Genomic DNA, 25,122 nt, shown 5'->3' with positions numbered 1-25,122 from the left:
CCGCCCATCTCAGACCTTTTCGACCTCTGGACGGCCGAGAATGCCGGACGGCATGAAGACGAGCACGATCGCGAGGATCGAGAAGGCGGCCACGTCCTTGTACTCGATCGAAAAATACGCGGACCAGAGCGTCTCGACGAGCCCGATGATCAGTCCGCCGAGGACGGCGCCGGGCAGCGACCCGATGCCACCCAACACGGCGGCAGTGAAGGCTTTGACGCCTGGCACGAAACCGTCCGAGAAGCTCACGACGCCATAGTACAGGAGATACATCGTGCCCGCGACGGCCGCGAGCGCGGCGCCCATCACGAATGTGAGCGAGATCGTGCGGTCGACATTGATGCCGAGCAGCGCGGCCATCTTGCGGTCCTGCTCGCAGGCGCGCTGGGCTCGGCCGAGCGGCGTCTTCTGAACGACATACCAGAAGATCGTCAGCAACACGGCGGTGGCCGCCATGATCACGATCTGCCTATAGGCGAGCGTCACCACATAGCCGTTCGCCTCGAAGAGCGGAAAGCCGCCATTCAACATGGGCGGGAGCGACTTGTTGCGCGCGCCCTGCACCACCTGCACGAAGTTCGAGAGGAAGATGGAGACGCCGATGGCGGAAATGAGCGGGGCGAGGCGGAAAGAACCGCGTAGCGGCCGATAGGCGAGGCGCTCCACCGCCCAGCCCCACAGCGATGTCAAGAGCATCGCGAGAACGAGCACGATCAGCAGCGCGATCGCGATGGCCCCGATCCCGAGCCAACTCGTCAACAGGACAAAGAAGATGAGGGCGATGAACGCCGACACCATGAAGACATCGCCATGCGCGAAATTGACCATGCCGATGATGCCGAAAACCATCGTGTAGCCGATGGCGATGAGCCCGTAGATCGAGCCAAGCGTCAGCCCATTGATGAGCTGCTGCAGGAAAACTTCCATCTCGCGTCTTTATCCCCTCTAACGGTCGGCCGCTTATATCGCGATGCACCGTTCATGCCAGTAACGGCGCATGATGCCTGCTTCGGCGTTCGGCCACCATGCTCCGATCGGCTAAGTACTCCCCCGGCCATCCTTTAATCCGCCGAACAATCGCCGAGCGCTTTCATCTTGTCAAAGCAGCGCCTGGCCGCCGCGCGGCTCGACGCCGGCGCGGAGCGGTGATCGATTTATCCTTCGGCGACTTGAGCCCTCACCGGGGGCATGGGCGCCTCATAAGCGCCGGTAGGCCTTCTCGCCTGGACCTTTGCGCCAAAGATATCGCTGTTGGCGCCTTTTGCGTCTTGGCGATGCATATTCTCCTATTTCGCGGCTTTGCTCTGTGGATCGCTGGCGAGTTTCGGCCGTGTGGCGAGCGCGTGGCGCACGATACCCTTGACCCGAGCACGCTCGTCCCCGGCGAGCGGCAGGCGTGGCGGCCGACAGCGGTCGTTCGAGCCGATGGCGAGTGCTTCGGTGAGCTTGATGTTCTGGACGAGCTTGGACGAGACGTCGAGGTCGAGCAGCGGGTGAAACCAGCGATAGAGCTCTCGCGCCTCCGTGATGCGGCCCGCGTGCAGCAGATCGTAGAGAGCCATCGTCTCTTGCGGAAAGGCGCAGACAAGGCCGGCCACCCAGCCGTCGGCGCCGGCTGCGAGACTCTCCAGCGCAAGATTGTCGACACCGGTGAAGATCTTGAAGCGACCACCGAATTCGTTGTGGAGGCGAATAATGCGACTGACGTCCCCGGAGGATTCCTTGATTGCGACGAACAAGGGTTCGCTCGCCATTTCGGTCAGTACGGCTGTCGTGATATCGACGCCATAACTGATCGGGTTGTTGTAGATCATCATCGGTAATCCACCAGCCGCCGCCACGGCTTGGTAATGCGTGAGGGTCTCCCGCAGGTCGGATCTGTAGGGGATGCCAGGAAGAACCATGAGCCCGGCGGCGCCTTCGCTTGCCGCTGCTTCAGCGAGAGCTTGCGCGTTGCGTGTCGAGCCCTCGGCGATGGTGCAGATGACGGGAATGCTCCCCGCCGTCACGCGCAAGGCGGTGCGCAGCACCTCGATTTTTTCACGATGGTCGAGGGTGGATGCTTCACCGAGGGATCCGCAAACGATCAATCCATGCACACCGGCAGCCAGCTGGCGTGCAAAACATCGCTCCATCTCGGCGACATCGAGGAGGTCGCCGGGCGTGAACTTCGTCGTTGCCGCAGGGTAGACCCCGTGCCACTCAAATTGGCTCATTTCGTTCGCTCCACCTTATAATTCTTGAAGTATTACAGTGATTTGATCGTCTGTCATGCGCCCTTGGCGATGCCCGGCGGGACGTATTTTTTCGGAAGTGTGAGTTCATTGTCATGTCCATTAACCCCGCCGACGGCGAGCCGGTTGCGAATCCCAGCGGTCCGGCTGCCGAGTCCCCATTGCCGCCATCCGAAGAGACCTTGGCCGAGCGGGCCTATCGATTGATCGAGGACCAGATCATTCGCCTCGTTCTGCCGCCCGGTGCCAGGTTGACGGAGCAGGAACTTGCCGCGCGCCTCGACATCGGGCGGACGCCGGTGCGAGAGGCTTTGCAGCGCCTCGTCAACGACGGTCTCGTCGTCGTCTTTCCGCGCAAGGGCATCGCGGTTTCCGTCATCAATCCGCTCGATGTCCTCATGGCCCTTGAAGTGCGCTCGGCGCTCGAACGATTGGTGGCCGGAGCAGCGGCCCGGCGTGCGAATGCGGCGGTGAAGGCGGAGTTGACCGAGCTTGGCGAGCGCCTTGTGGCGACCGCCGCAACGGCCAACGTCGACGCTTTCATGCAGCTCGACAAGACGATCCATCGGCGGCTCGGGCAGACGGCGGCCAATCCCTTCCTGGTCCGCGCCCTTGCGCCGCTCGAAGCGATGGCGCGCCGCGCCCGCTTCTATTTCCTGCGGGACGATGACCTCGCGCCCTCAGCGGAGTTGCATCGCGCCGTCATCGGCCGTGTCGTTGCCGGCGACAGCGCGGCGGCCGAGGCGGCCTCAGAGGCGTTGGTCGACTACCTGCGCAGCGGCATCAAGCGTACGGTCGTCGGCATGTGAGCGGCTGCGGCGCCTCGCCCCGGGGTGGCCGAATACTCAACTTGGCGTAGACTATAGGCGGCCGGCGCGGCACAACGTGCCGGCGAAGGCGACGCTGAGCGTGAGGAGAAGCCTGCCGTGGCAATGACGATGACGGGTGAGTATGTGTTGACCGCCGAGCCGGCGACCGTCTGGGAAAAGCTTAACGATCCCGAGGCGCTCAAGGCCTGTATTCCGGGCTGCGAAGAGCTCGAGAAGACAGACGACGGCGGCTTCAGGGCCGTGGTGAAGGTCAAGGTCGGCCCGGTCAAGGCAACCTTCAAAGGCAAGGTCACCCTCTCGGATCTCGACCCGCCGCACGGTTATACGATTTCCGGTGAAGGCGAGGGGGGTGTCGCCGGCTTCGCCAAGGGCGGCGCCAAGGTGCGCCTTCTGAAAATTCCGGAAGGCACCAAGCTCACCTATGACGTCGAGGCGCAGGTCGGCGGCAAGCTCGCCCAACTCGGCGGACGCCTGATCAACGGCGTCGCCAAGAAATATGCCGACGATTTCTTCGCCAATTTCGTCCAGGTCGTCTCGCCTGCGCAGGAAGGTGCTGCCCCCGCCTGACGTGGCCAGCCTGTCTATTGTCGCCTAGGAGCGGCGCGTGGAGGTGCAACTCCGCGCGCATTGCTTTCGATGGCCAGGAAGGCGGGAAGCCATAAAAAGAGGTAGTGGGCATTGAGGAAGGAAAAGGCCTCTCTCAGATCCGTCATCATGTAGACCATGGTGAAGGCCAGCATGAAGAACGAAAATTCCGCCAGCCGCGAACCGGCCTTGGCGCCCATCTGGCCGCGCAGCACGGCGCGAAAGGCGATGACGATCAGCGTGATGAAGGCGATCGCCACCGGGATGCCGTGGAAGAAGGCCGGGCCGAGATAGCCGCTGTGCGGATGCCGGCCGAAGGGATTGTCGATCTCGGCGGTCGGACCGAGGCCGAACCAGGGATGGGCGCGAATGCCGTCGATCGCCTGAAGCCAGATCTCCAGGCGATGTGACCCCCGGCAGATATCGGCGCTGACGCTGCAGGCCACCCCGTTGAGGCGCGTTTCGTTGAGCACGAGGACGAGAGGCAGCGCCACGGCGACGAGCGTCGCAACGCCGGCAACGATGCCGCGCTTGCGTCCGGGCGACACACGCGTCGTTACGAAAAGGACGACCGCCGCCACGACTGCAGCGACGATCGGGCCACGACTGAAGGTGAGAACGAGCGCGAGCCCGTTGAGCGCAAGTGCCGCCCAGAGGAGAGGCTTGCGCGCGTTCTCGCCGTCGAGAAGCGCAAAGACGCTGGCGGCCGTGCCGAAGACGAGGACGCCCGCCGCGATGACCGAACTGTTCGCCCGGCCATAGAGAACGATGCGCGTGAACTCTGACCAGTTCAGCACCGCCTGGCCGAGAATGGCGGCGAGCGACCCGGCGGCGATGATGGCGGCTGCAACGGGCAGGAGGTTGCGCGCCAGCGAGGGGTCCCGGCGCATAGCCGCGACGACGACGATCGCGAACATGGCGATGGCCGCGACGTTGCCGGCCGATTGCCAGCCTTTTCCCGAGCCCGCTTCGCCGCGGGCGAAAAGCCCGAACGCCTGCCAGACGAAGACGAAGGCCATCAACAGAAGGCTGATGCGCAGATCTGGCGAGCTCCGGAAGAGATCGCGGATGCCGTGGTCGAGCGCGAGGATCACCACTCCGCCGACGATGAGCGCGATGAAAGTGATGAGCCAGGCGGCGTGAAGCGGTATGACGCTGATCGCGGCAATGGTGGCATAGACCAGGAGGGTCGGCGCGTCACGCGGCCAAGCGAAGTCGCTTTTGAGCGCGGCCTTCATACTCACCCGTCGTGCTCCTCGTCCCAGCTGCGCGAGCTATCGCCGCGAGGCCGGCGGGTGTCAATGGCAGGGCGACATTGGATCCGTCCCGCGACATGCTATGAGCGCAGCGACAACAGGGCGATCAACCCGTAAGCCTTGGCCGCCGCAGCAGACCGGCCAAGCCCGGAAAGGACGATCAGCGATGCCGCGCCGCCGCTCCCGCCTGTCGCGGGCGTTGGATTTGAAGCCTAAAGCCTTCGCCCTGTTCGAGGGGCTGTCGCGGCTTTCGCCGCGCATGCCCTATCGTCTCGGCTTCTTCCCGGATGTCCGCCCTTACGACCGTGCGCGCTTCGTGCGCCTGCTGAAGGACCGGACGCGCGAGAGCGCGGTGCTCGATCTGCCTTATTACGAGATGGTCGCGCCGCTGTCGCTCTACGACCGGGACGTGCGCATCGACAGCTTCTTCGAGAAGGACGAATTCCGGATCCGCGAGATCGCCGGCGTCTATGGCGAGGTGATCGTCCCCGGCCATACGCTGACGCCGGTCGATCCCGAGCGGCTCGTGCAGATGGAGTTCGACGACTCTCGTCTGGCGGTCTGGCACTTCGCCTTCCCCGCGCCATTCTGGCTCAAGCGCCGGGAGATCGCCGATCTCGCGATGGTCGTTCCGCCTTATCGGAACTATTGCCATCTCCTGCTCGACGTCATGGTGCCGCTGGCGGATGCCCTGCGCCTCGGTGGGGCCGAGGGGCGATCCCTGTCGATCCTCACAAAGCCGAGCCGGCCGCCCATGGTCGAGGCCTTTGCGCGCGGCATCGCCCAGCTTGGCTATCCCGTAGAGCTCATCGATCTCAAGCCTTTCGAACATGCCCATGCGCGCGAGCTCCTGGTCGGCTTCAGCCGCTGCCGCAACATCGAGCGGTCCTGGCCGGTCAAGGAGGCGCTGCCGCTCCTGCGTTCGATCTTCGAAGCCGCTTACGGCCCGCCGACCGTCGCGCTCGGGCCACGCCTCTATATGACCCGCGGCAAATCGCGCCTGCGGGCCCTCACCAATGAGGACGAGCTGATTGCCGGGCTGAAACAGCGCGGTTTTCACATCTTCGAGGCCAAGTGGAGCAACCACGCGGAGCAGGTTGCCCGCTTTTCGGCTGCCTCGGTCGCGGTCGGCGTGCATGGCGCCGGCCTCGCCAATATGGTCTGGATGCGGCCCGGTGCGCGACTCGTCGAGATCGCGCCGAGCACGCGTCGCAAGACGACCTATCTCAATATCGCCGCCGAGCTCGGCCTTGGCTATGACTATGTCCTCGGCTCCGACGAGGGGCGGCTCGAGGCCTTCACCATCGACTGCCGGGCTTTCTTCGCGAAGCTCGATCCCCTGCTCGACCAGGATGTATAAAACCTTGATCTTAGCTATTCCTGCGAATCGCTGAAATGGGCGAAATCGGCCGGGAATCGCGGTCCGCCGTGCGACCGCCTGCGCCGATGCGGGCTCTTGACCTTCTTTTTGGCATAGTTCTAGACTGACTGCGCTGGCCCGATCCGAGGGCCGACCGCATCGTTCGCTGCAGAGGACGACTGGCGCTCGCAAGCGTCATATCCGCCAAGGAGGGACCCCCATGACCACCGTATCCATGACGGTGAACGGTAAGCCCGTGTCCGCCGATATCGAACCGCGCACGCTCCTGGTGCAGTTCCTGCGCGAGAATCTGCGTCTGACCGGCACCCATGTGGGCTGCGATACCAGCCAGTGCGGCGCCTGCGTCATCCATATCGACGGGCGTGCCGTGAAGAGCTGCACGACGCTCGCCGTGAGCTGCGAGGGCGCCGCGATCACCACCATCGAAGGCCTCGCTCAGGGCGGCACCTTGCATCCGATGCAGGAGGCCTTCCGTGAGCATCATGGCCTCCAGTGCGGCTTCTGCACGCCGGGCATGATCATGGCGGCCATCGACATCGTCGGCCGGCGTGGCGGCGAGCTCGACGAACAGACGATCCGCGAGGAACTCGAGGGCAATATCTGCCGCTGCACCGGCTATCACAACATCGTCAAAGCCGTCGCCGCCGGGGCCGAGGCCATGGCGGCCGGCCGGCCGCTGGAACATGCGGCCGAATAAAAAACTGCGAAAACCGGAGGAAACAGGTGCCCGTCGGGCCAGAAGCCCCCGGGCCCGGGTGAGGGAGGGACAGGATGAGCGTGACAGCCATTGGCGCCGCCGTGCGCCGCAAGGAAGACCAACGCTTCATCACCGGCAAGGGGCAGTATACCGACGACATCAACCGCGCCGGCCAAGCCCATGCGGTTTTCGTGCGTTCGCCGCACGCCCACGCCAATATCCGTGGAATCGACACGAGCGCTGCGCTCGCCATGCCGGGCGTCGTCGCCGTGCTCACGGGGGCTGATCTCGAGGCGGACAAGATCGGCGGTCTCATCTGCGGCTGGATGATCCATTCCAAGGACGGCACGCCGATGAAGGCGGGTGCCCATCCGGCGCTCGCCAAGGATCGCGTGCGCTATGTCGGCGATCATGTTGCCGTCGTAATCGCCGATACGGTTCTCCAGGCGAAGGACGCTGCCGAGGCTGTCGCGGTGGATTACGAGGTGCTGCCGGCGGTCGCCGATCCCGCCGAGGCCGAAGCCAAGGGCGCGCCGCAAGTGCACGACGTCGCGCCCGGCAACAACGTCTTTTCCTGGCAGCTGGGCGACAAGGCGGCGACGGATGCGGCCTTCGCGCAGGCGGCGCATATCACCCGTCTCAACATCATCAACAACCGCCTGGTGCCGAACGCGATCGAGCCGCGCGCCGCGATCGGCGATTACGACACGGGCACCGGCACCTTCACGCTCTATACGACGAGCCAGAACCCCCATGTGGCGAGGCTCGTGCTCTCCGCCTTCGTCGGCATCGCACCGGAGAACAAGCTCCGCGTCATCGCCCCCGACGTCGGCGGCGGCTTCGGCTCCAAGATCTTCATCTATGCCGAGGAGACGGTCTGCGTCTGGGCGGCACGGAAGGTCGGCCGGCCGGTCAAATGGACCTGCGACCGCACCGAGGCCTTCCTCTGCGATGCGCACGGGCGCGACCACATCACCCACGCCGAGCTCGCGCTCGACGCCAAGGGTAAGATGCTTGGGCTGCGGGTCCACACCATCGCCAATCTCGGCGCCTATCTCTCGACCTTCTCGTCGTCGGTGCCGACCTATCTCTACGCGCCGCTGCTCTCCGGCCAATACGCCATTCCGGCGATCCACGCGGAAGTCGACGGCGTCTATACCAATACCGCGCCGGTCGACGCCTACCGCGGGGCCGGGCGGCCGGAGGCGACCTTCGTCGTCGAGCGGCTCGTCGAGGTCGCGGCGCGCGAAATGGGCTTGGACCCCATCACCTTGCGCAAGCGCAACTTCGTCACGAAGTTCCCGCATCAGACGCCGGTGATCATGACCTATGACGTCGGCGACTATGCCGCCTCGCTCGACAAGGCGCTGGAGCTCGCCGACTACAAGGGCTTCGCCAGGCGCAAGCGCGAGAGCGCCCGCGAGGGCAAGCTGCGCGGCATCGGCTTTTCCGCCTATATCGAGGCCTGCGGCATCGCGCCGAGCCAGGCGGTCGGCTCGCTCGGGGCCGGCGTCGGCCTCTGGGAATCGGCGGAAGTCAGAGTCAATCCAACGGGATCCGTCGAAGTTCTCACCGGATCTCACAGCCACGGCCAGGGCCACGAGACGACCTTTGCGCAGCTCGTCTCGGATCGTCTCGGCATCGATATCGACCAGATCAGTGTGGTGCACGGCGACACCGACAAGGTGCAGTTCGGCATGGGCACCTATGGCTCGCGTTCGGGCGCGGTGGGCATGTCGGCGATCGTCAAAGCGCTCGACAAGGTGATCGCCAAGGGCAAGAAGGTCGCCGCCCACGTTCTCGAAGCCGCCGAGGGCGACATCGAGTTCAAGGACGGGCGCTTCACGGTGGCAGGCACCGACAAGGGGCTCGGTTTCGGCGAGGTGGCGCTGCAGGCCTATATCGCGCACAAGTTTTCCGGCCAGGAGCTGGAGCCCGGCTTGAAAGAGGGCGCCTTCTACGATCCTGTCAATTTCACCTTCCCGGCGGGCGTCCATATCTGCGAAGTGGAGATCGATACCGACACCGGCGTGACGCGCATCGACCGCTGGACGGCTGTCGATGATTTCGGCGTCGTCATCAATCCGATGATCGTCGAGGGGCAGGTGCACGGTGGCATTGCCCAGGGCATAGGCCAGGCGCTTTTCGAAGCCGCTCGCTATGATGCCCAGGGGCAGCTCGTGACGGCGACTTTCATGGACTATGCCATGCCGCGCGCGAGCGACGTGCCGTCCTATACGGTCGGCATGACCTCGACGCCGTGCCCGTCGAACCCGCTCGGCATCAAGGGCTGCGGCGAGGCGGGGGCGATCGCCGCGCCGCCGGCCGTGATCAACGCCATCACCGATGCACTCGGCCATGAGGATGTCGCCATGCCGGCGACATCGCAGGAGGTCTGGCGCGCGCTTGGCCGCGCGCCGGCACAGATGGCCGCGGAATGAGGCCAACGACTTTCGTTGTCCCGGCTTCGCGCGTCCCGTTGGGCGCTCCAGCCGGGACGACTGCCGCCTTCAGAGAAGGATAAGCCTATGTATGCCTTCGAATATCACCGCCCGGACAGCCTGCGCAAAGCGGTCAATCTCCTCGCCAAAGTCGAGGATGCCAAGATTCTCGCCGGCGGGCATACGCTGCTGCCCACCATGAAGCAGCGGCTGGCCGCACCGAGCGCCCTGATCGATCTCAACCAAGTACCCGAGCTCGTCGGCATCGAGCTGCGCGGCCGCTCCCTCGTTATCGGTGCGATGACGCGTCACGCGGATGTCGAGACCTCGGCCGTCGTGCAGCAGGCCATTCCGGCGCTCGCCGAGCTTGCGCATATGATCGGCGATCCGCATGTCCGCCAGCGCGGCACGATCGGTGGCTCCGTCGCCAATAACGATCCGGCGGCGGATTATCCGGCCGCCTGCGTCGGGCTCGGCGCGACCATCGTCACCAACCAGCGCAAGATCCCCGCGGAGGAATTCTTCACCGGGCTCTTCGAGACCGCGCTGGAAGAGGGCGAGATCGTCACCAAGATCGTCTTCCCGATCGTGGCACGTGCCGCCTATTCCAAATTCCGTAATCCGGCGTCGCGATATGCGCTCGCGGGCGTGTTCGTGGCCAAGCGCAGCAGCGACATCCGCGTCGCCGTGACGGGCGCGGGCGAAAGCGGCGTGTTCCGCCTCACCGAATTCGAGGAAGCGCTCAAGAAGCGCTTTTCGCCGAAGTCGCTGGAAGGCTTGAAAGCCTCGCCGGACAGCCTGATCGGCGACATCCACGCCGATCAGGCCTATCGGGCGCAGCTCGTCGCCGTCATGGCGCGCCGGGCGGTGGCGAAAGCGGCGGGGCGGTAAAGCGCCGCCTTGACCTCGCCCCTGCGACCTGAAAAGGCGTTGCGGTCTGACCAACGGAATGGCCGGACAGATCCGGCCATGGCGACTGGAGAGACCGCCGCATGAGTGCTTCGTCCCTTCCCGCATCGATCGACGCCACGCTCGACCTCCTCGTAGGGGCCGACTATGTGGCCGACCGGCCGCTGGCGACCGTGCTGTTCCTCGCGCTCAGGATGGGGCGACCGCTCTTCCTCGAAGGCGAAGCGGGCGTCGGCAAGACCGAGATCGCGAAGGTCCTGGCGACGTCGCTCGGCCGCAAGCTCATCCGCCTGCAGTGCTACGAGGGGCTCGATATCGCCTCGGCGGTTTATGAGTGGAACTATGCCGCCCAGATGATGGCGATCCGCCTCGGCGAGGCTTCCGGCGAGACGGACCGGGCACGGCTCGAGTCGGACGTCTTCTCCGAGCGCTACCTCTTGAAGCGGCCGTTGCTGCAGGCGCTGGAGCCCGACGCGGCCGGCGCGCCGGTGCTCCTCATCGACGAGCTCGACCGCACGGACGAGGCCTTCGAGGCCTTTCTTCTCGAGGTGCTGGCCGACTTTCAGGTGACGGTGCCGGAGCTCGGCACGATCCAGGCGGCGGCCCCGCCGATCGTCATCATCACCTCGAACCGCACGCGCGAAATCCACGACGCCTTGAAGCGCCGCTGCCTCTATCATTGGGTGGATTATCCCGACGCGTCGCGCGAGCTCGCTATCGTCAAGGCGCGCCTGCCGGACGCGCCGGGCAAGCTGACCCGCGAGATCGTCGCCTTCGTCCAGGCGATCCGCAAGGAGGAGCTGTTCAAGGTGCCCGGCGTCGCCGAGACGCTCGATTGGGCCTCGGCCCTCGTCGAGCTCGATGCGGTGGCGCTCGATCCCTCGCTCGTTTCCGATACCCTGGGCGTGCTGCTCAAGTATCAGGACGACATTCAGAAGATGCAGGGCTCGAAGGTGAAGGAGATGCTCGACGCGGTGCAGGCGAGCCTGAAGGCGGCGTGAGCCATGACGGGATCCGGCCGAGACGCGACGGAGACCACCCCCACCCCTTACCCCTCCCCACAAGGGGGAGGGGCGGCTGCGGGCGACGAGGCGGCCACCGGCCGGCTGGCTGAAAACATCGCCTATTTCGCGCGGGCCTTGCGCACCGCGGGCCTGCCGGTCGGCCCGGGGGCGGTGATCGACGCAATCGGTGCCGTCGAGGCCGCCCATATCGGCACGCGCCAGGACTTCTATTGGACGCTGCACGCCATCTTCGTGAAGAAGCACGAGGAAAGCCTGCTCTTCGATCAGGCTTTTCGGTTGTTCTGGCGGCGGCGGGCGCTCGTCGAAAAGCTCATCGCGGCGCTCTCGCCCATCGCGCCGGGCGAGGCGCGGCCTGAAGAAAAGCCGCGGCCGGGCGAGGAGCGCGTGGCGGCGGCATTCCCCACGGGAACGCGGGAGCCGCCCGCCCCGAAGAAGCCGATGGAGTTCACCGCGCAGCTCACCGTCTCCGATCGCGAGCGGCTCGCGAGCCGCGATTTCGCACAGATGACCACGGCTGAGATCGCGAGCGCCAAGCGACTCGTCGCCCAGCTCGCCCTGCCTCAGGACAAGGTGGCAACCCGGCGATGGCGGCCAGACAGGCGCGGCGCGCGGATCGACGCCCGGGCGAGCTTCCGCAAGTCGCTCGGCACTGGCGGCCTCTTCGTCGATCTCGCCCGGCGCGAATTGCGAGAGAAGCATCCGCCGGTCGTGGCGCTTCTCGATATCTCCGGCTCGATGGCTGATTACAGCCGGCTCTTCCTGCATTTCCTGCATGCGTTGAGCGAAAAGAGGCGGGTGCAGAGCTTCGTCTTCGGAACACGTCTCACGAATATCACCCATGCGCTTACGCGGCGCGACCCGGACGAGGCGTTGGCGCGGGCCTCCGCGCTGGTGCAGGACTGGGAGGGCGGCACCCGCATCGCCGCCTCGATCGATGCCTTCAACCGGCTGTGGTCGCGGCGGGTGCTCGGCCAGGGCGCCATCGTCCTCCTCTTCACGGACGGCCTCGAGCGGGAGATCACGCCGGAACTCGGCCGCGCCATGGACCGGCTCAACCGCTCCTGCCGGCGGCTGGTATGGCTCAATCCGCTCCTGCGCTTCGAGGGCTTCGAGGCGAAGGCCGCCGGCATCCGCGCCATGCTGCCGCATGTCGACGAGTTCCGCACGCTGCATAATCTCGCTGCCATGACCGACTTGGTCGGGGCTTTGTCGGTGGCCGGAAGCCGCGATGCCGACCCGCGCCGCTGGTTGCGCAAGGTGGCGTAAGATACGACATGATAGCCGCGCCTTTATGGGAGGCGCCGTAACGGAGGATCACCATGCTCGCGACCGACGATCAGATCCTGAACGAGGCTGAAGCCTGGAAGAAGGCCGGACGGGAGGTGGCGATCGCCACCGTCGTCGAGACCTGGGGCTCGGCGCCACGGCCGGTCGGTAGCCATCTCGTCATCGACGGCGAGGGCAATTTCCTCGGCTCGGTGTCCGGCGGCTGCGTCGAGGGGGCTGTGGTCTCCGAGGCGATGGATGTACTGACCGACAAGAAGCCGCGGATGCTGGAATTCGGCGTCGCCGATGAAACCGCCTGGCAGGTCGGCCTCTCCTGCGGCGGCCGCATCAGGGTCTATGTCGAGCCCATCGTCTGACGCCGGGCGAGCGGTCCCATGCCCTCCACCGATCTCCTCGTCGCCTTTGCCCTGGCGACGCTCGCCTTCGCCGCCTTCCCAGGGCCGGCACTGCTCTACACGGCGGCTCAGACGCTCGCGCGCGGCCGCCGCGCCGGTTTCATGGCCGTTCTCGGCATCCATGTCGGCTGCTATGTGCATGTCGTTGCCGCGACGCTCGGCCTGTCGGCGATCCTTCGGCATGTTCCGGAGGCTTATGTCGCGCTGAAGATCGCGGGTGCAATCTATCTCGTCTGGCTCGGCATCAGCATGGTCCGGCGAAAGGACGACGATCAGGCGCTCGGCGTCGTTGCGCCGAAATCGGCCAGGCGCGCTTTCATCGAGAGCGTGATCGTCGAGGTGCTCAATCCGAAGGTCGCGCTGTTCTTCCTGGCCTTTCTTCCGCAATTCGTCGATCCTGCGGCGAGCGCGCCGGTATGGCTCCAGTTTCTGGTGCTCGGCATCATCGTCAATTTCACCTTCTCCTCCGCCGATATCGTGACGGTCTTTGCGGCCTCGACCATCATGCGGCGACTGAGCGCGAGCAGTCTCGGCCAGCGGATCGTGCGCTATCTCGGCGGCTCGATCCTCGTCGGATTGGGGCTGAAGCTCGCCACCGACCGGAATTGAGGAACATATGCGGCTCGATCTTCTCACGGCTCTCAATACGGAACGTGCGGCCCGGCGCGCGGCAATCCTGGTCACGGCCGTCGAGGGCGGCGAGCAGCGGCTTGTCAGGGCGGAGGATATCGCGCGCGATCCGCTCGTCGATGTGCTCGCCGAGCGCCTCAGGCTGGGCAAGAGCGGGCTCGTCGAGACGGAGGCGGGCGCTTATTTCCTGACGGTGCAGGCCCCACCCGTGCGCCTGGTGGTGACTGGTGCCGTTCATATCAGCCAGGCGCTCGTGCCGATGGCGAGACTTCTCGATCTCGATGTCACCATCATCGATCCGCGCACGGCCTTCGCCTCGCCGGAGCGCTTCCCGGACGTGCGGCTCCTCGCCGAATGGCCGCAGGAGGCGCTCGCGAAGGTGGCGATCGACCGCTACACGGCCTTCGTTGCGCTGACCCATGATCCGAAAATCGACGACCCCGCGTTGACCGCGGCGCTGGCGAGCGAGGCTTTCTACATCGGCGCGCTCGGTTCGCGGAAAACCCATGGCAAGCGGATCGAGCGTCTGAAAGAAAGCGGCATCTCCGAGGCCGCGCTCGCGCGCATCAAGGCGCCGATCGGTCTGCCCATCGGCGCGGTGAGCCCGGCCGAGATCGCCCTCGCCATTCTCGGCGAGATCGTTGCGGCGCTGCGGCTCAAGGCCGACGGCGAGAGGCGGGCGGCATGAGGTTCGGCCCGACGGCGGTCGCTGAGGCAGAGGGCGCCGTCGCCGCCCATTCGGTCCGTCTGGCCTCCCGCACGATCAAAAAGGGCAAGCGGCTGACGGCCGAGGATATCGCAGCGCTCCACGACGCGGGCGTGGCGACCGTCATCGCTGCGAAGCTCGAACCGGAGGATGTCAGCGAGGATGAAGCGGCGCATCGCTTGGCACTCGCCGTCGCGGGGGAGGGGGTGAGGGTGGAGGATCCCTTCACCGGCCGCTCCAATCTCTACGCCACCGAGCCGGGGGTGCTGCTCGTCGAGCGGCAGGCGATCGATGCCGTCAATGGCGTCGACGAAGCGGTGACCCTTGCCACATTGCCGGCCTACAAGCCTGTCGTCGTCGGCGAGATGGTCGCGACCGCCAAGATCATTCCCTATGCGGTTTCGGGTTCCGTGCTGGCGCGCGTGGAGTCCATGGCTGCGGCGGCCGCCCCGCTCGTCAGCGTGGCGCCCTACCGGTTGCGGCGGATCGGCGTGATCTCGACGCGGCTGCCCGGCCTCAAGGAAAGCGTCGTCGACAAGACGCTGCGCGTGCTCGGTGAACGGCTGGCACCGGCTGGAGCGACGATCGCCTTCGATCGCCGCGTCGACCATCATGCCGAGGCGCTGGCGGCCGAGGTCGTCGCGAGCCGGTCCGAGCCGATCGATCTCCTCATCATTTTCGGTGCCTCGGCCGTCGCCGACCGGCGGGATGTGGTGCCGGCGGCGATCGAGGCGGCAGGCGGCGTCGTTTCGCATCTCGGGATGCCCGTCGATCCCGGCAATCTCCTCCTCATCGGTGACCTCGGCTCCGTTCCGGTCGTCGGCGCGCCGGGCTGCGCCCGCTCGCCCAAGGAGAACGGCTTCGACTGGGTGCTGCACCGGCTGCTTGCCGGGCTGACCGTCACCCGCGGCGACATCGCGAGCCTCGGCGTCGGCGGGCTCCTCATGGAGATCGTCTCGCGGCCGCAGCCGCGGGCGGGCGGCGAGCCGCAGCCCGAGGCGAATGGCGATAGCGACGTGGAGAGCGGCGCGTGATCGCGATTGCGGCCATCGTCCTCGCCGCCGGCCGCTCGACGCGTATGGGCGGGCCGAACAAGCTCCTCCTGCCGCTCGCCGGCAAGCCCGTGGTGGCGCATGCAGTCGAGGCCGGGCTGGCGTCCAAGGCGACGCCGGTTATCGTCGTCACCGGCCATCAGGCCGATGCGGTGACCGAGGTGCTCGCCGGCTATGATGTTCGCGCCGTCGACAATCCTGACTACGCCACCGGGCTCGCCTCGTCGCTGAAGGCTGGCATCCGCGCTGTGTCGGATGATGCCGACGGTGCGCTCGTCGTGCTCGGCGACATGCCGGCCGTCACGCCCGATCTGCTCGACCGGTTGATCGAGACCTTCGAGGCCCGTCCGGACGCTACGGCCGCCGTGCCGGTGCGCAAGGGCCAGCGCGGCAATCCCGTGCTCCTCGGCCGTGCGCTCTTCCCTGCCGTTCTCAAGCTCGCGGCTGATGAAGGCGCGCGGCGGATCATCAAGGGCGAAGGTGTCGTCGAGATCCCGGTCGAGGACGAAGCGATCGCCGCCGACGTCGACACGCCCGAGGCCTTTGCCGAAGTGGCGCAGCGGTTTAAGCGCTGAGGTCCCCTAGACGTTGCTTCTCAGGGCACCCCGCCCGGTGGTCGTTGGGCCTTCACCTACAGAAATTCTCAGCAGTGCCGTAGGTCATCCCGGAAGCGGCGCAAGCCGCTGTCCGGGATCCAGAACCGATGCGCGGCAAGGCATAGCCGCAACGGCGAAATACCTTTGAACGACATCGGTTCTGGGTCCCGGGCTCCTCGCTGCGCTCGCCCCCGGGACGACACGTGAGCAGAAAGGACTCAGTTCCCATCAGGTCTCGGCAGATTAGCCTCGGCTGCTTTCTCATCATCCTTGATGACAGCGCCTTTCGTTCACGTTAATATGACTGACCGGTCAGTCATGGGAATGCGCGATGAACGACGATCCTGCTGGCGAGAAGAGGCGGAGGCGGTCGTCCGTCAGCCGGCGGCGGCGACAGATTTTGGATGCCGCGCTCGTCGTGTTCCTGGCAGAGGGCTACACGGCCGCGCGCATGGACGATGTCGCGGCGCGGGCCGGCGTCGCCAAGGGCACGATCTATCTGCACTTCACCGACAAGGAGGAGCTCTTCCGCAGCCTGATCCAGGAGGAGATCGGGCCGGTCGTGGCCGGCACGGAGGCGATGGTCGGTGTCTTCGGGGGATCGACACGCGACCTCTTGAAGCGGCTCGCGACCGGTCTGCAGAAGGAGGTGCTGGAGACGCACCGGGCCGACATTCTGAGGCTCGTGTTGAGCGAAGCGCCGCGTTTTCCCTGGCTCGCCGAATTCTATTGGCAGGAGGTCGTCTCCAAGGGCATCGGCGTGATCCGGGCCGTTGCCGCCCGCGCCGTCGCGCGCGGCGAGTTCTCCTCCGACGCGCTCGTGCGCTTTCCGCAGTTGATCGTCGCGCCGATGCTGGTCGCGGTGATCTGGAAAGCGCTCTTCGAGCGGTTCGAGCCGCTCGAGGCTGGCGCGATGATCGAGACCTATCTCGACCTCCTCCTGCGGGGGCTCGAATGAGATCGCCCCTGAGCCTCGATCGCAGGATGGCGCGGGGTGCGCTCGTCGGCGCACTGCTCGCGCTCGCAGCCTGCAACGCCTCGGAGCCGTCGAGCTTCCAGGGCTATGTGGAGGCCGACCTCCTCTTCGTCGGCCCCGACGAGGCGGGCCGGCTGGTGTCGCTCGCCGTCGACGAGGGCTCGGCGGTCGAAAAGGACGTGCCGCTTTTTGCCGTCGATGAACAGCTGCAGGTGGCGGCGCGCGATCAGGCGGCCGCCTCGCTGGCCGAGGCCCGCGCCCGGCTCGCTCGCCTCGAAGCCGCCCAGCAACGGCCTGAGGAGATCGCCGTGCTCCGGGCGACCCGCGACCGGGTGAAGGCTGCGCTCGCTCTCGCCCAGGCCGATCTCGACCGGCAGCAGGCGCTCTATGCCAAGGGCAATGCGAGCAAGGCGGCGCTGGACAATGCCGTCGCCGCACGCGACCAGAATGCCGCGCAACTGCAGGAAACCGAGCGCCAGATCGAGGTGGCCGAATTGGCCGCGCGCCGGCAGGATATCGATGCCTCCAAACAAGCGGTGGCGGCGGCGGAGGCAGCCCTCGCCGGCGCGGAAGAGCAGTTGGCGCGGCGGCGGCTCGCGGCGCCGGCTGCGGGCAGCATCCAGGAGGTCTATTACCGGCCGGGCGAGATGGTGCCGGCGGGGCGGCCGGTGGTGGCGTTGCTGCCGCCCGCCAATCTGAAGCTGCGCTTCTTCGTGCCGGAGGCGCTCCTGCCGCGCGTGGCTGCCGGCAGCCGCATCGGCGTCAGCTGCGACGGTTGCCCGCCCAATCTCTCGGCGCGCGTCACCTTCCTCTCCAGGCAGGCGGAATATACGCCGCCGGTGATCTATTCGCTCGAAGAGCGCAAGAAGCTCGTCTTCATGATCGAGGCAAAGCCGGAGGATCCCGCCGCCTTCCGGGTCGGCCAGCCGGTCACCATCACGCTCCAGGGGGCGGGATCATGATGCGCGCGCCGGAGCCGCGGCACAACGGCCGCGAGGTCGTCATCGACGTGTCGGGGCTCACGAAGCGCTTCGGCGACCGGGTTGTCGTGCGCGACCTCTCGATGCGCGTTTATCGCGGGCAGATCTACGGCTTTCTCGGCCCGAACGGCTCGGGCAAGACGACCACGATCCGCATGCTCTGCGGGCTGCTCACGCCCGATGCCGGGCAGGGCACCTGCCTCGGCTACGATATCCTGACCGAGAGCCAGATCATCAAGCGGCATGTCGGCTACATGACGCAGCGCTTTTCCCTCTACGAAGACCTCACTGTGCGCGAGAATCTGGAGTTCGTCGGCCGGCTCTATGGCATCCCGAATGCCCGGCAGGCCGCCACGGCGGCGCTTGCGCGCCTCGGCCTCGAAGGCCGCGGCAGGCAGCTCGCAGGCACGCTTTCCGGCGGCTGGAAGCAGCGGCTCGCGCTCGGCGCCTGCATCCTGCCCGAACCGCAGCTTCTCCTGCTCGACGAGCCGACCGCCGGGGTCGATCCCAAGGCGCGGCGCGATTTCTGGAGCGAGATCCACGCGCTCGCCGGCGAAGGGCTCACCGTGTTGGTCTCGACCCATTACATGGACGAAGCCGAGCGCTGCCACGAGATCGCCTATATCGCCTATGGCGAATTGCTGACGCGGGGCTCGGTCGAGGAGGTCATCCGCCAATCGGGACTCGCCACCTGGACGGTAACAGGCGGCGATACCTGGCGCCTCGCCGAGGAGCTGAAGCACCGCGAGGGCGTCGATATGGTCGCGCCCTTCGGCTCGAGCCTGCATGTCGCCGGGCGAGACAAGGGCAAGCTCGAGGCTGCCATTGCGCCCTTCCGCGGCGACCCGGCGCTCGACTGGCGCGAGGATGCGCCGACGCTTGAAGACGTCTTCATCAGCCTGATGAGCCGCTCGCGGGACAATTTCCCATGACCGACGTTTCGGCGCGTCCAGAGGCCCGGGAGCCCGAACGCCGCGGCGGCTTCTTCCGCAGGGTCGGCGCCATGCTGACGAAGGAGGCGCTGCAGCTCTCGCGCGACCGCATCACCTTCGCGACCATGATCTTCATCCCGCTCGTGCAGCTCGTGCTGTTCGGCTACGCCATCAACACGACGCCGCGCCACCTGCCGACGGCGGTGCTGATCCAGGACGACAGCGACGTTGCGCGCGCCATTCTGTCGGCCTTCTCCAATACGGGATATTTCGAGGTCGTGAAGCAGGTGCGGAGCGAAGCGGAGTTCGACTTCGCCATCGCCTCCGGCGAGGTGCTGTTCGGCATCGAAATTCCCGCCAATTTCGAGCGTGCACTGCGGCGTGGCGACAAGCCGGCGCTGCTCGTTGCGGCTGATGCCACCGACCCCGTGGCGTCCGGCAGTGCGCTCGCGGCGGTCAACGGCATCATCGCCAATGCGCTGACGCGCGAGCGGGGCCTGCCGCCGCGCGAGGAGGCGGAGAGCGGGCCCCTGTTCGAGATTCGTGTCCACGCGCGCTACAATCCGGCGGGCGTCTCGCAGCTCAATATCGTGCCGGGGCTGCTCGGCATCATCCTCACCATGACGATGCTGATCTTCACGGCGCTGTCGGTGACGCGCGAGCGCGAGCGCGGCACCATGGAATCGCTGCTCGCCATGCCGATCCGCCCGGTCGAGATCATGCTCGGCAAGATCCTGCCCTATGTGCTGATCGGCTTCGTGCAGGCGGCGATCATCATCGGGGCGGGTACGCTCATCTTCGGCGTCCCGGTGATCGGCAGCCTCACTTTGCTTGCCGTGCTCGCAACGCTGTTCATCGCCACCAATCTCGCTATCGGCTACACCTTCTCGACCGTGGCGCAGAACCAGCTGCAGGCCATCCAGATGGCCTTCATGTTCTTTCTCCCCAATATCCTCCTGTCGGGCTTCGCCTTTCCCTTCGCCGGCATGCCGGCCTGGGCGCAATGGATCGGCGAAGTGCTGCCGCTCACCCATTTCCTCAGGATCACCCGCGGCATCATGCTGAAGGGCAGTGACATCTCGACCCTGCAGATCGACACGCTTGCCCTGGTCGCGGCCATGCTCGTCGCCATGGGAATAGCCATCGCCCGTTTTCGCCAGACGCTCGATTAAACCTGCCGCTGTCATCCCGCCGTCACGGAATTTCAGTCGATTGCGCGGAACGGCTTCACCCGAGCCGTTCTCATCGACCTGTCACGCTGGGGGGATGTCATGCCTCATTTCACATCAACAGCCGCGCTTGCCGCGGCGCTGCTTGCCGGCACTGCGCTTTCGGCCGCCGCCGAGCCGGTGTTCAACCGCATCGCCACCTTTCCGGTCGTGGCGAATCTGCCGGCGGATCGCGATGCCGGCAAGCCGACGGTAGCCGAAATCATCACCGCGTCTGAAGATGGGCAGCTGCTCGTCTACACGGACTCGCCCCAGGAGGGCGTCGGCTTCATCGATCTCGCCAATCCCGAAGCGCCAAAGCCGGCCGGCTTCCTGCCGCTCGGCGGTGAGCCCACCTCGGTGACGATCGTCGGCGGCAAGGCGCTCGTTGCGGTGGTCAAGTCCAAAGACAAGGCGAAGCCCGCCGGCGAACTCGCCGTGGTCGATCTCGCCAAGAAGACGGTGGACGCCACCTGTGACCTCGGCGGCCAGCCCGACTCGGTCGCGGCGAGCCGCGATAAGAAATTTCTCGCCGTCGTCATCGAGAACGAGCGCGACGAGGACAAGGACAAGGGCAAGATCCCGCAATTGCCGGGCGGCAATCTCACCGTTCTGCCGCTGACGGCTGCGGGCGTCGACTGCGAGGCCAAGAAGGTGGTCGACCTGACGGGCCTGGCGACCGTCGCGCCGGAGGACCCGGAACCCGAATTCGTCGACGTCAACGGCCGCGGCGAGGCAGTGGTCTCGCTGCAGGAGAACAACCACATCGCCATCGTCGATCTCGCCACGGCGAAGGTCGTCAACAATTTCCCTGCCGGCACGGTCTCTCTCGACAAGGTCGACACCAAGCGTGACGGCATGATCCGCCTCGACGGCAAACTTGAGAACGTCAAGCGTGAGCCGGACGCCGTCCATTGGATCGACGACCAGCGTTTCGTCACGGCGAACGAAGGCGATTACGAGGGCGGCTCGCGCGGTTTCTCGATCTTCGATAAGGACGGCAAGCTGGAGTTCGATTCAGGCAATGTGCTCGAGCACAAGGCGGTGCAGCTCGGCCATTTCCCGGAGAAGCGCGCCGGCGCCAAGGGCATCGAGCCGGAAGGCGCGGAGGTCGCCACCTTCGGCAACGACAAGCTGATCTTCATCGGCACAGAGCGGGCTTCGCTCGTTTTCGTCTACCGCGACAAGGGACCGGGCCAAGCACTTGAGCTTCTGCAGGCGCTCGCCGGCGGCGTCGGGCCCGAGGGCCTGCTCGCCGTTCCGCAGCGCGATCTCTTCGTGACCGCGGACGAGGCCGATAATGTCGAGGACGGTGGCGCGCGCAGCGTCGTCGTGATCTACCGGCGTGCGGAAGGCGTACCGAACTATCCGATGATCCAGTCGGATCTCAAGAGCGACGGCACGCCGCTGCCCTGGAGCGCCCTGTCAAGCCTGACGAGCGACCCGAAGACACCGGGCAAGCTGTTCTCGGTGACGGACAGCGCCTTCAGCACGACCCGGATTCTGGCGATCGACGCGACGAAGAAGCCGGCGCGGATTACCGGCGAGATCACCGTGACGCGTGACGGCAAGCCCGTCGGCTACGACGGTGAGGGGCTCGCCATGCGCGTCGACGGCGGCTTCTGGCTCGCCTCGGAAGGCAATCCGGACAAGAAGAACGAGCCGACCGCCAATCTCCTCCTTCGCCTCGCGCCGGACGGTGCCGTCGAGGAGGAGATCGCGCTACCGGAGGCGCTCGCCAAACAGGCGACCCGTTTCGGCTTCGAGGGTGTGGCGGTGACGGGCAGCGGCGCGGATGAAACCGTGTGGCTGGCTGTACAGCGCGAGTGGAAGGACGATCCGAAGGGTCTCGTGAAGATCCTGTCCTACAAGCCCGCGACGAAGAGCTGGGGCGTGTTCCACTATCCCCTCAACAAGACCGAAAAGGGCTGGGTCGGGCTCTCCGAGCTCATTGCCGCCGGCGATGATCGCTTCGTCGTCATCGAACGCGACAATCTCTTCGGCGACAAGTCGCTCAAGACCCTGCAGTCGTTTTCCGTAAAGGGACTGACGCCGGCGGCCCCCGGAGCGACCGACATTCCGACCGTGACGAAGACGCTCGTGCGTGATCTCGTTCCCGATCTCGCGCAGCCGAAGGGCTATGTGCTCGACAAGGTGGAGAGCGTCACGGTCGATGCCGCGGGCGAGACCTTCATCGTCACCGACAATGACGGTGTCGACGGTTCCTCAGGCGAGACCGTCTTTCTCGATCTGGGCAAGCTCGAAGTGAAGTAAGGCTGAACGCCTGTCGAGGCCCGGAGAGGGCACGGCCAAAAAATACTCGAGCCGGGACGTGCCCGGCTCGAGGACGACAGTCGTCGACAGAACGGCTTAGAAGTCCATGCCGCCCATGCCACCCATGCCGCCGCCGCCCGGCATGGCGGGGGCGGATGCCTGCTTCTTCGGGATTTCCGCCACGAGCGCTTCGGTCGTCACCAGGAGGCCGGCAATAGAGGCCGCATCCTGCAACGCAGCGCGGACCACCTTGGTCGGGTCGATGATGCCGGCCTTGATGAGATCGACGAACTCGCCGGTCTGGGCATCGTAACCCCAGCTGTAGTCCGGCTTTTCCAGTATCTTTCCGACCACGAGCGAGCCGTCGTCACCGGCATTGACGGCGATCTGCCGCGCCGGCGACTGGATCGCCTTGCGCACGATCTCGATGCCGGTCTTCTGATCGGAGTTGGCCGGCGTGAGCTGGGCGAGAGCCGCCGCCGAGCGCAGCAGCGCGACGCCACCGCCGGGAAGAATGCCCTCCTCGATCGCCGCGCGGGTCGCGTGCATGGCATCGTCCACGCGATCCTTCTTCTCCTTGACCTCGACCTCGGTCGCACCGCCGACGCGGATCACCGCGACGCCGCCCGCGAGCTTCGCCAGCCGCTCCTGCAGCTTCTCGCGGTCATAGTCGGAGGTGGTCTCCTCGATCTGGGCGCGGATCTGGGTGACGCGGGCCTGGATGTCGTCTTTCGAACCGGCACCGTCGACGATGGTCGTGTTCTCCTTCTCGACAACCACCTTCTTGGCGCGGCCGAGCATGTCGAGCGTGACATTCTCGAGCTTGATGCCGAGATCTTCGGAGACGGCCGTGCCGCCGGTGAGGATGGCGATATCCTGCAGCATCGCCTTGCGCCGGTCACCGAAGCCGGGCGCCTTCACGGCCGCCACCTTCAGGCCGCCGCGCAGCTTGTTGACGACGAGCGTGGCGAGGGCCTCGCCTTCCACATCTTCGGCGATGATGAGGAGCGGACGCGTCGACTGGACCACAGCTTCGAGCACGGGCAGGAGCTCCTGCAGGCTCGACAGCTTCTTCTCCATAATGAGGATGAAGGGGTCCTCGAACTCGGCTCTCATCTTCTCGGCATTGGTAACGAAATACGGCGAGATATAGCCGCGGTCGAACTGCATGCCTTCGACCACTTCGAGCTCGGTCTCCAGGCCCTTGGCCTCCTCGACCGTGATCACGCCTTCATTGCCCACGCGCCTCACCGCATCGGCCAGGAAGCGCCCCACGTCGGCGTCGCCATTGGCGGAAATCGTGCCGACCTGGGCAACTTCCTCGTTCGAGGTCACTTTCTTGGAGTTCCTGGCGAGGTCCGCCACGATCGCCTCGACGGCAAGGTCGATGCCGCGCTTCAGGTCCATCGGATTCATGCCGGCGGCAACCGCCTTGGCGCCTTCCCTGACGATGGCCTGGGCGAGCACGGTCGCGGTCGTGGTGCCGTCACCGGCGAGATCATTGGTCTTGGAGGCCACCTCGCGGACGAGCTGGGCGCCGAGATTCTCGAATTTGTCCTCAAGCTCGATTTCCTTGGCGACCGTCACGCCATCCTTGGTGATGCGCGGCGCGCCGAAGGACTTCTCGATGACCACGTTGCGGCCCTTCGGGCCGAGCGTCACCTTCACCGCATTGGCCAGCGTGTCGACGCCGCGCAGCATCTTCTCGCGGGCGTCGGTATCGAATTTGACCTCTTTGGCTGCCATTGTGTCACTCCTTTATAGACATGACGAAGAAGAAATCCCTGATCAGGCGGCTTTCTTCTTCTCGCTGACGCCCTCGACGATGCCGAAGATGTCGGTTTCCTTCATGATGATGAGATCTTCGCCATCGATCTTGATCTCGGTGCCGGACCACTTGCCGAACAGCACCACGTCGCCCGGCTTGACGTCGAGTGCGGTGACGGCCCCGGCCTCGTTGCGCAGCCCAGTGCCCACGGCGATCACCTCGCCCTGCTGCGGCTTTTCCTGCGCGGTGTCGGGGATGATGATGCCGCCCTTGGTCTTTTCCTCGCTGCCGAGGCGGCGGACGAGAACGCGATCATGGAGGGGACGAAAAGCCATGGCGGAACCTCCTCTTAGCTGCGTGGTTTTAGCTAGGCGCCGACGACCGGTCCGCTGAAAGGGAGACGGCGTCAGCGGCGAAATGGGAGGCCTCACCGGCCTCGTCAAGGGCGCGTGCGAGAAAAATTAGCACTCGCGCGGGCCAAGTGCCAACACCTGGGAGAGGTCTGTCAGCATCACTGCCGGGCTGCTGCTAACATGCTGAATTTAAAAGAAAAAGCTTGTCAATCCGGCGAGCTTGCGCTCACCTTTCCCGTTGTCGATTGTGAATGGGGAATCGCATGCCCTCGAAAGATTTCGTGCGCCAGATCGACGGCTATGGCTTGACCACGGCGACCATCCTCTACCGGATGCCGGATCACCGCCACCTGCTGCAGACCTTCGTCTGGCAGAATTACGACATCGCGCCGGAATTTCCGGAGCTGAAGCATTTTCTGGATTTCTGGCGCCGGGAACTGGACGGGCCGCTTCATTCCGTCACGGTGGCCCACTCGCGGCTGTTGCGGCCGGCGCAGTTCCGGAACGTCGATGGAGAGCTGACCATCCACTGAGGGTGTGCCGAAACACGGGGCCGACAATAGGTCTGGCGCGGCTCATCACCGAGCCCCCGGCCTGCCGGAACCGG

The 25,122-nt window shown here is 65.8% G+C and carries 24 protein-coding genes; 19 read left to right on the top strand and 5 right to left on the bottom strand.

Translation table 11 applies throughout. From position 1 onward, the window contains the following. Positions 1 to 9: 9 nt before the first annotated feature. Both ACFQU1_RS05290 and ACFQU1_RS05285 read right to left on the bottom strand, forming a co-directional pair. Positions 10 to 927: a branched-chain amino acid ABC transporter permease LivH gene (locus ACFQU1_RS05290; protein ID WP_378130045.1), complete on the bottom strand. Its 918-nt coding sequence runs from the start codon at positions 925 to 927 to the stop codon at positions 10 to 12. Positions 928 to 1,286: 359 nt separating this feature from the next. After that, positions 1,287 to 2,216, bottom strand: coding sequence for a dihydrodipicolinate synthase family protein (locus ACFQU1_RS05285; RefSeq protein WP_378130043.1), 930 nt, complete (start codon positions 2,214 to 2,216; stop codon positions 1,287 to 1,289). A 179-nt stretch (positions 2,217 to 2,395) separates the two neighbouring features. On the opposite strand from ACFQU1_RS05285, the gene ACFQU1_RS05280 reads away from it, so the two are divergent. Together ACFQU1_RS05280 and ACFQU1_RS05275 are read left to right on the top strand one after the other, a co-directional pair. Further along, the gene (locus ACFQU1_RS05280; RefSeq protein WP_378130041.1) at positions 2,396 to 3,043 is read left to right on the top strand and encodes a GntR family transcriptional regulator; all 648 of its coding nucleotides are present in this window, start codon (positions 2,396 to 2,398) and stop codon (positions 3,041 to 3,043) included. Between the two features lie 117 nt (positions 3,044 to 3,160). Then, a complete protein-coding gene (locus ACFQU1_RS05275; RefSeq protein WP_378130039.1) occupies positions 3,161 to 3,631 on the top strand; it encodes a carbon monoxide dehydrogenase subunit G in 471 nt (156 codons plus the stop codon). A gap of 14 nt (positions 3,632 to 3,645) precedes the next feature. Here ACFQU1_RS05275 and ACFQU1_RS05270 read toward each other — a convergent pair whose 3' ends face one another. Beyond that, a complete protein-coding gene (locus tag ACFQU1_RS05270) occupies positions 3,646 to 4,887 on the bottom strand; it encodes an O-antigen ligase family protein (RefSeq protein WP_378131575.1) in 1,242 nt (413 codons plus the stop codon). Between the two features lie 184 nt (positions 4,888 to 5,071). Here ACFQU1_RS05270 and ACFQU1_RS05265 point away from each other — a divergent pair, with 184 nt between their 5' ends. The 16 genes from ACFQU1_RS05265 (at position 5,072) to ACFQU1_RS05190 (ending at position 22,394) form a co-directional block, all read left to right on the top strand. Further along, positions 5,072 to 6,265, top strand: coding sequence for a glycosyltransferase family 61 protein (locus tag ACFQU1_RS05265; protein ID WP_378130037.1), 1,194 nt, complete (start codon positions 5,072 to 5,074; stop codon positions 6,263 to 6,265). Positions 6,266 to 6,485: 220 nt separating this feature from the next. Next, entirely contained in the window at positions 6,486 to 6,983 is a 498-nt protein-coding gene (locus tag ACFQU1_RS05260; RefSeq protein ID WP_378130035.1) for a (2Fe-2S)-binding protein, read from the top strand. 74 nt (positions 6,984 to 7,057) lie between these two features. After that, positions 7,058 to 9,424 carry a xanthine dehydrogenase family protein molybdopterin-binding subunit gene (locus tag ACFQU1_RS05255; protein ID WP_378130033.1) on the top strand — a complete coding sequence of 789 codons (2,367 nt, stop codon included), beginning with the start codon at positions 7,058 to 7,060 and terminating at the stop codon, positions 9,422 to 9,424. 87 nt (positions 9,425 to 9,511) lie between these two features. Then, positions 9,512 to 10,315 (top strand): FAD binding domain-containing protein, encoded by an 804-nt coding sequence (locus ACFQU1_RS05250; protein WP_378130031.1) that lies wholly within the window; start codon positions 9,512 to 9,514, stop codon positions 10,313 to 10,315. Between the two features lie 101 nt (positions 10,316 to 10,416). Further along, entirely contained in the window at positions 10,417 to 11,334 is a 918-nt protein-coding gene (locus ACFQU1_RS05245; protein WP_378130029.1) for an AAA family ATPase, read from the top strand. Positions 11,335 to 11,337: 3 nt separating this feature from the next. Beyond that, positions 11,338 to 12,624 carry a VWA domain-containing protein gene (locus ACFQU1_RS05240; RefSeq protein WP_378130027.1) on the top strand — a complete coding sequence of 429 codons (1,287 nt, stop codon included), beginning with the start codon at positions 11,338 to 11,340 and terminating at the stop codon, positions 12,622 to 12,624. A gap of 53 nt (positions 12,625 to 12,677) precedes the next feature. Continuing rightward, the gene (locus ACFQU1_RS05235; protein WP_378130025.1) at positions 12,678 to 13,001 is read left to right on the top strand and encodes an XdhC family protein; all 324 of its coding nucleotides are present in this window, start codon (positions 12,678 to 12,680) and stop codon (positions 12,999 to 13,001) included. An 18-nt stretch (positions 13,002 to 13,019) separates the two neighbouring features. After that, a complete protein-coding gene (locus tag ACFQU1_RS05230) occupies positions 13,020 to 13,649 on the top strand; it encodes a LysE family translocator (protein WP_378130023.1) in 630 nt (209 codons plus the stop codon). Positions 13,650 to 13,656: 7 nt separating this feature from the next. Further along, a complete protein-coding gene (locus ACFQU1_RS05225) occupies positions 13,657 to 14,358 on the top strand; it encodes an XdhC family protein (RefSeq protein ID WP_378130021.1) in 702 nt (233 codons plus the stop codon). Then, positions 14,355 to 15,410 carry a molybdopterin-binding protein gene (locus ACFQU1_RS05220; RefSeq protein WP_378130019.1) on the top strand — a complete coding sequence of 352 codons (1,056 nt, stop codon included), beginning with the start codon at positions 14,355 to 14,357 and terminating at the stop codon, positions 15,408 to 15,410. Before ACFQU1_RS05225 ends, ACFQU1_RS05220 begins: the two co-directional genes overlap by 4 nt. After that, positions 15,407 to 16,003: an NTP transferase domain-containing protein gene (locus ACFQU1_RS05215; protein ID WP_378130017.1), complete on the top strand. Its 597-nt coding sequence runs from the start codon at positions 15,407 to 15,409 to the stop codon at positions 16,001 to 16,003. Before ACFQU1_RS05220 ends, ACFQU1_RS05215 begins: the two co-directional genes overlap by 4 nt. A 352-nt stretch (positions 16,004 to 16,355) precedes the next feature. Continuing rightward, entirely contained in the window at positions 16,356 to 16,982 is a 627-nt protein-coding gene (locus ACFQU1_RS05210; protein ID WP_378130015.1) for a TetR/AcrR family transcriptional regulator, read from the top strand. Then, a complete protein-coding gene (locus tag ACFQU1_RS05205; protein ID WP_378130013.1) occupies positions 16,979 to 17,962 on the top strand; it encodes an HlyD family secretion protein in 984 nt (327 codons plus the stop codon). Before ACFQU1_RS05210 ends, ACFQU1_RS05205 begins: the two co-directional genes overlap by 4 nt. Beyond that, positions 17,959 to 18,912 (top strand): ABC transporter ATP-binding protein, encoded by a 954-nt coding sequence (locus tag ACFQU1_RS05200; RefSeq protein ID WP_378130011.1) that lies wholly within the window; start codon positions 17,959 to 17,961, stop codon positions 18,910 to 18,912. Before ACFQU1_RS05205 ends, ACFQU1_RS05200 begins: the two co-directional genes overlap by 4 nt. Continuing rightward, complete coding sequence (locus tag ACFQU1_RS05195; protein WP_378130009.1) at positions 18,909 to 20,084, top strand: ABC transporter permease; 1,176 nt, start codon at positions 18,909 to 18,911, stop codon at positions 20,082 to 20,084. Before ACFQU1_RS05200 ends, ACFQU1_RS05195 begins: the two co-directional genes overlap by 4 nt. Positions 20,085 to 20,183: 99 nt before the next feature. Continuing rightward, on the top strand, positions 20,184 to 22,394 hold the full coding sequence (locus ACFQU1_RS05190; protein WP_378130007.1) for an esterase-like activity of phytase family protein: 2,211 nt from the start codon (positions 20,184 to 20,186) through the stop codon (positions 22,392 to 22,394). Between the two features lie 96 nt (positions 22,395 to 22,490). Here ACFQU1_RS05190 and groL read toward each other — a convergent pair whose 3' ends face one another. Beyond that, positions 22,491 to 24,140: a chaperonin GroEL gene (gene groL, locus ACFQU1_RS05185; RefSeq protein WP_378130005.1), complete on the bottom strand. Its 1,650-nt coding sequence runs from the start codon at positions 24,138 to 24,140 to the stop codon at positions 22,491 to 22,493. 42 nt (positions 24,141 to 24,182) lie between these two features. Then, positions 24,183 to 24,497, bottom strand: coding sequence for a co-chaperone GroES (locus ACFQU1_RS05180; protein WP_378130003.1), 315 nt, complete (start codon positions 24,495 to 24,497; stop codon positions 24,183 to 24,185). A 281-nt stretch (positions 24,498 to 24,778) separates the two neighbouring features. On the opposite strand from ACFQU1_RS05180, the gene ACFQU1_RS05175 reads away from it, so the two are divergent. Continuing rightward, the gene (locus tag ACFQU1_RS05175) at positions 24,779 to 25,048 is read left to right on the top strand and encodes an usg protein (protein ID WP_378130001.1); all 270 of its coding nucleotides are present in this window, start codon (positions 24,779 to 24,781) and stop codon (positions 25,046 to 25,048) included. Positions 25,049 to 25,122 lie beyond the last annotated feature (74 nt).

It is taken from the genome of Chelatococcus sp. GCM10030263 (assembly GCF_042666455.1).
In the GTDB taxonomy this organism is placed as follows: domain Bacteria; phylum Pseudomonadota; class Alphaproteobacteria; order Rhizobiales; family Beijerinckiaceae; genus Chelatococcus.
The sequence above is the reverse complement of the archived record's forward strand: the minus strand, read 5'-3'. Positions and strand labels throughout refer to the sequence as shown.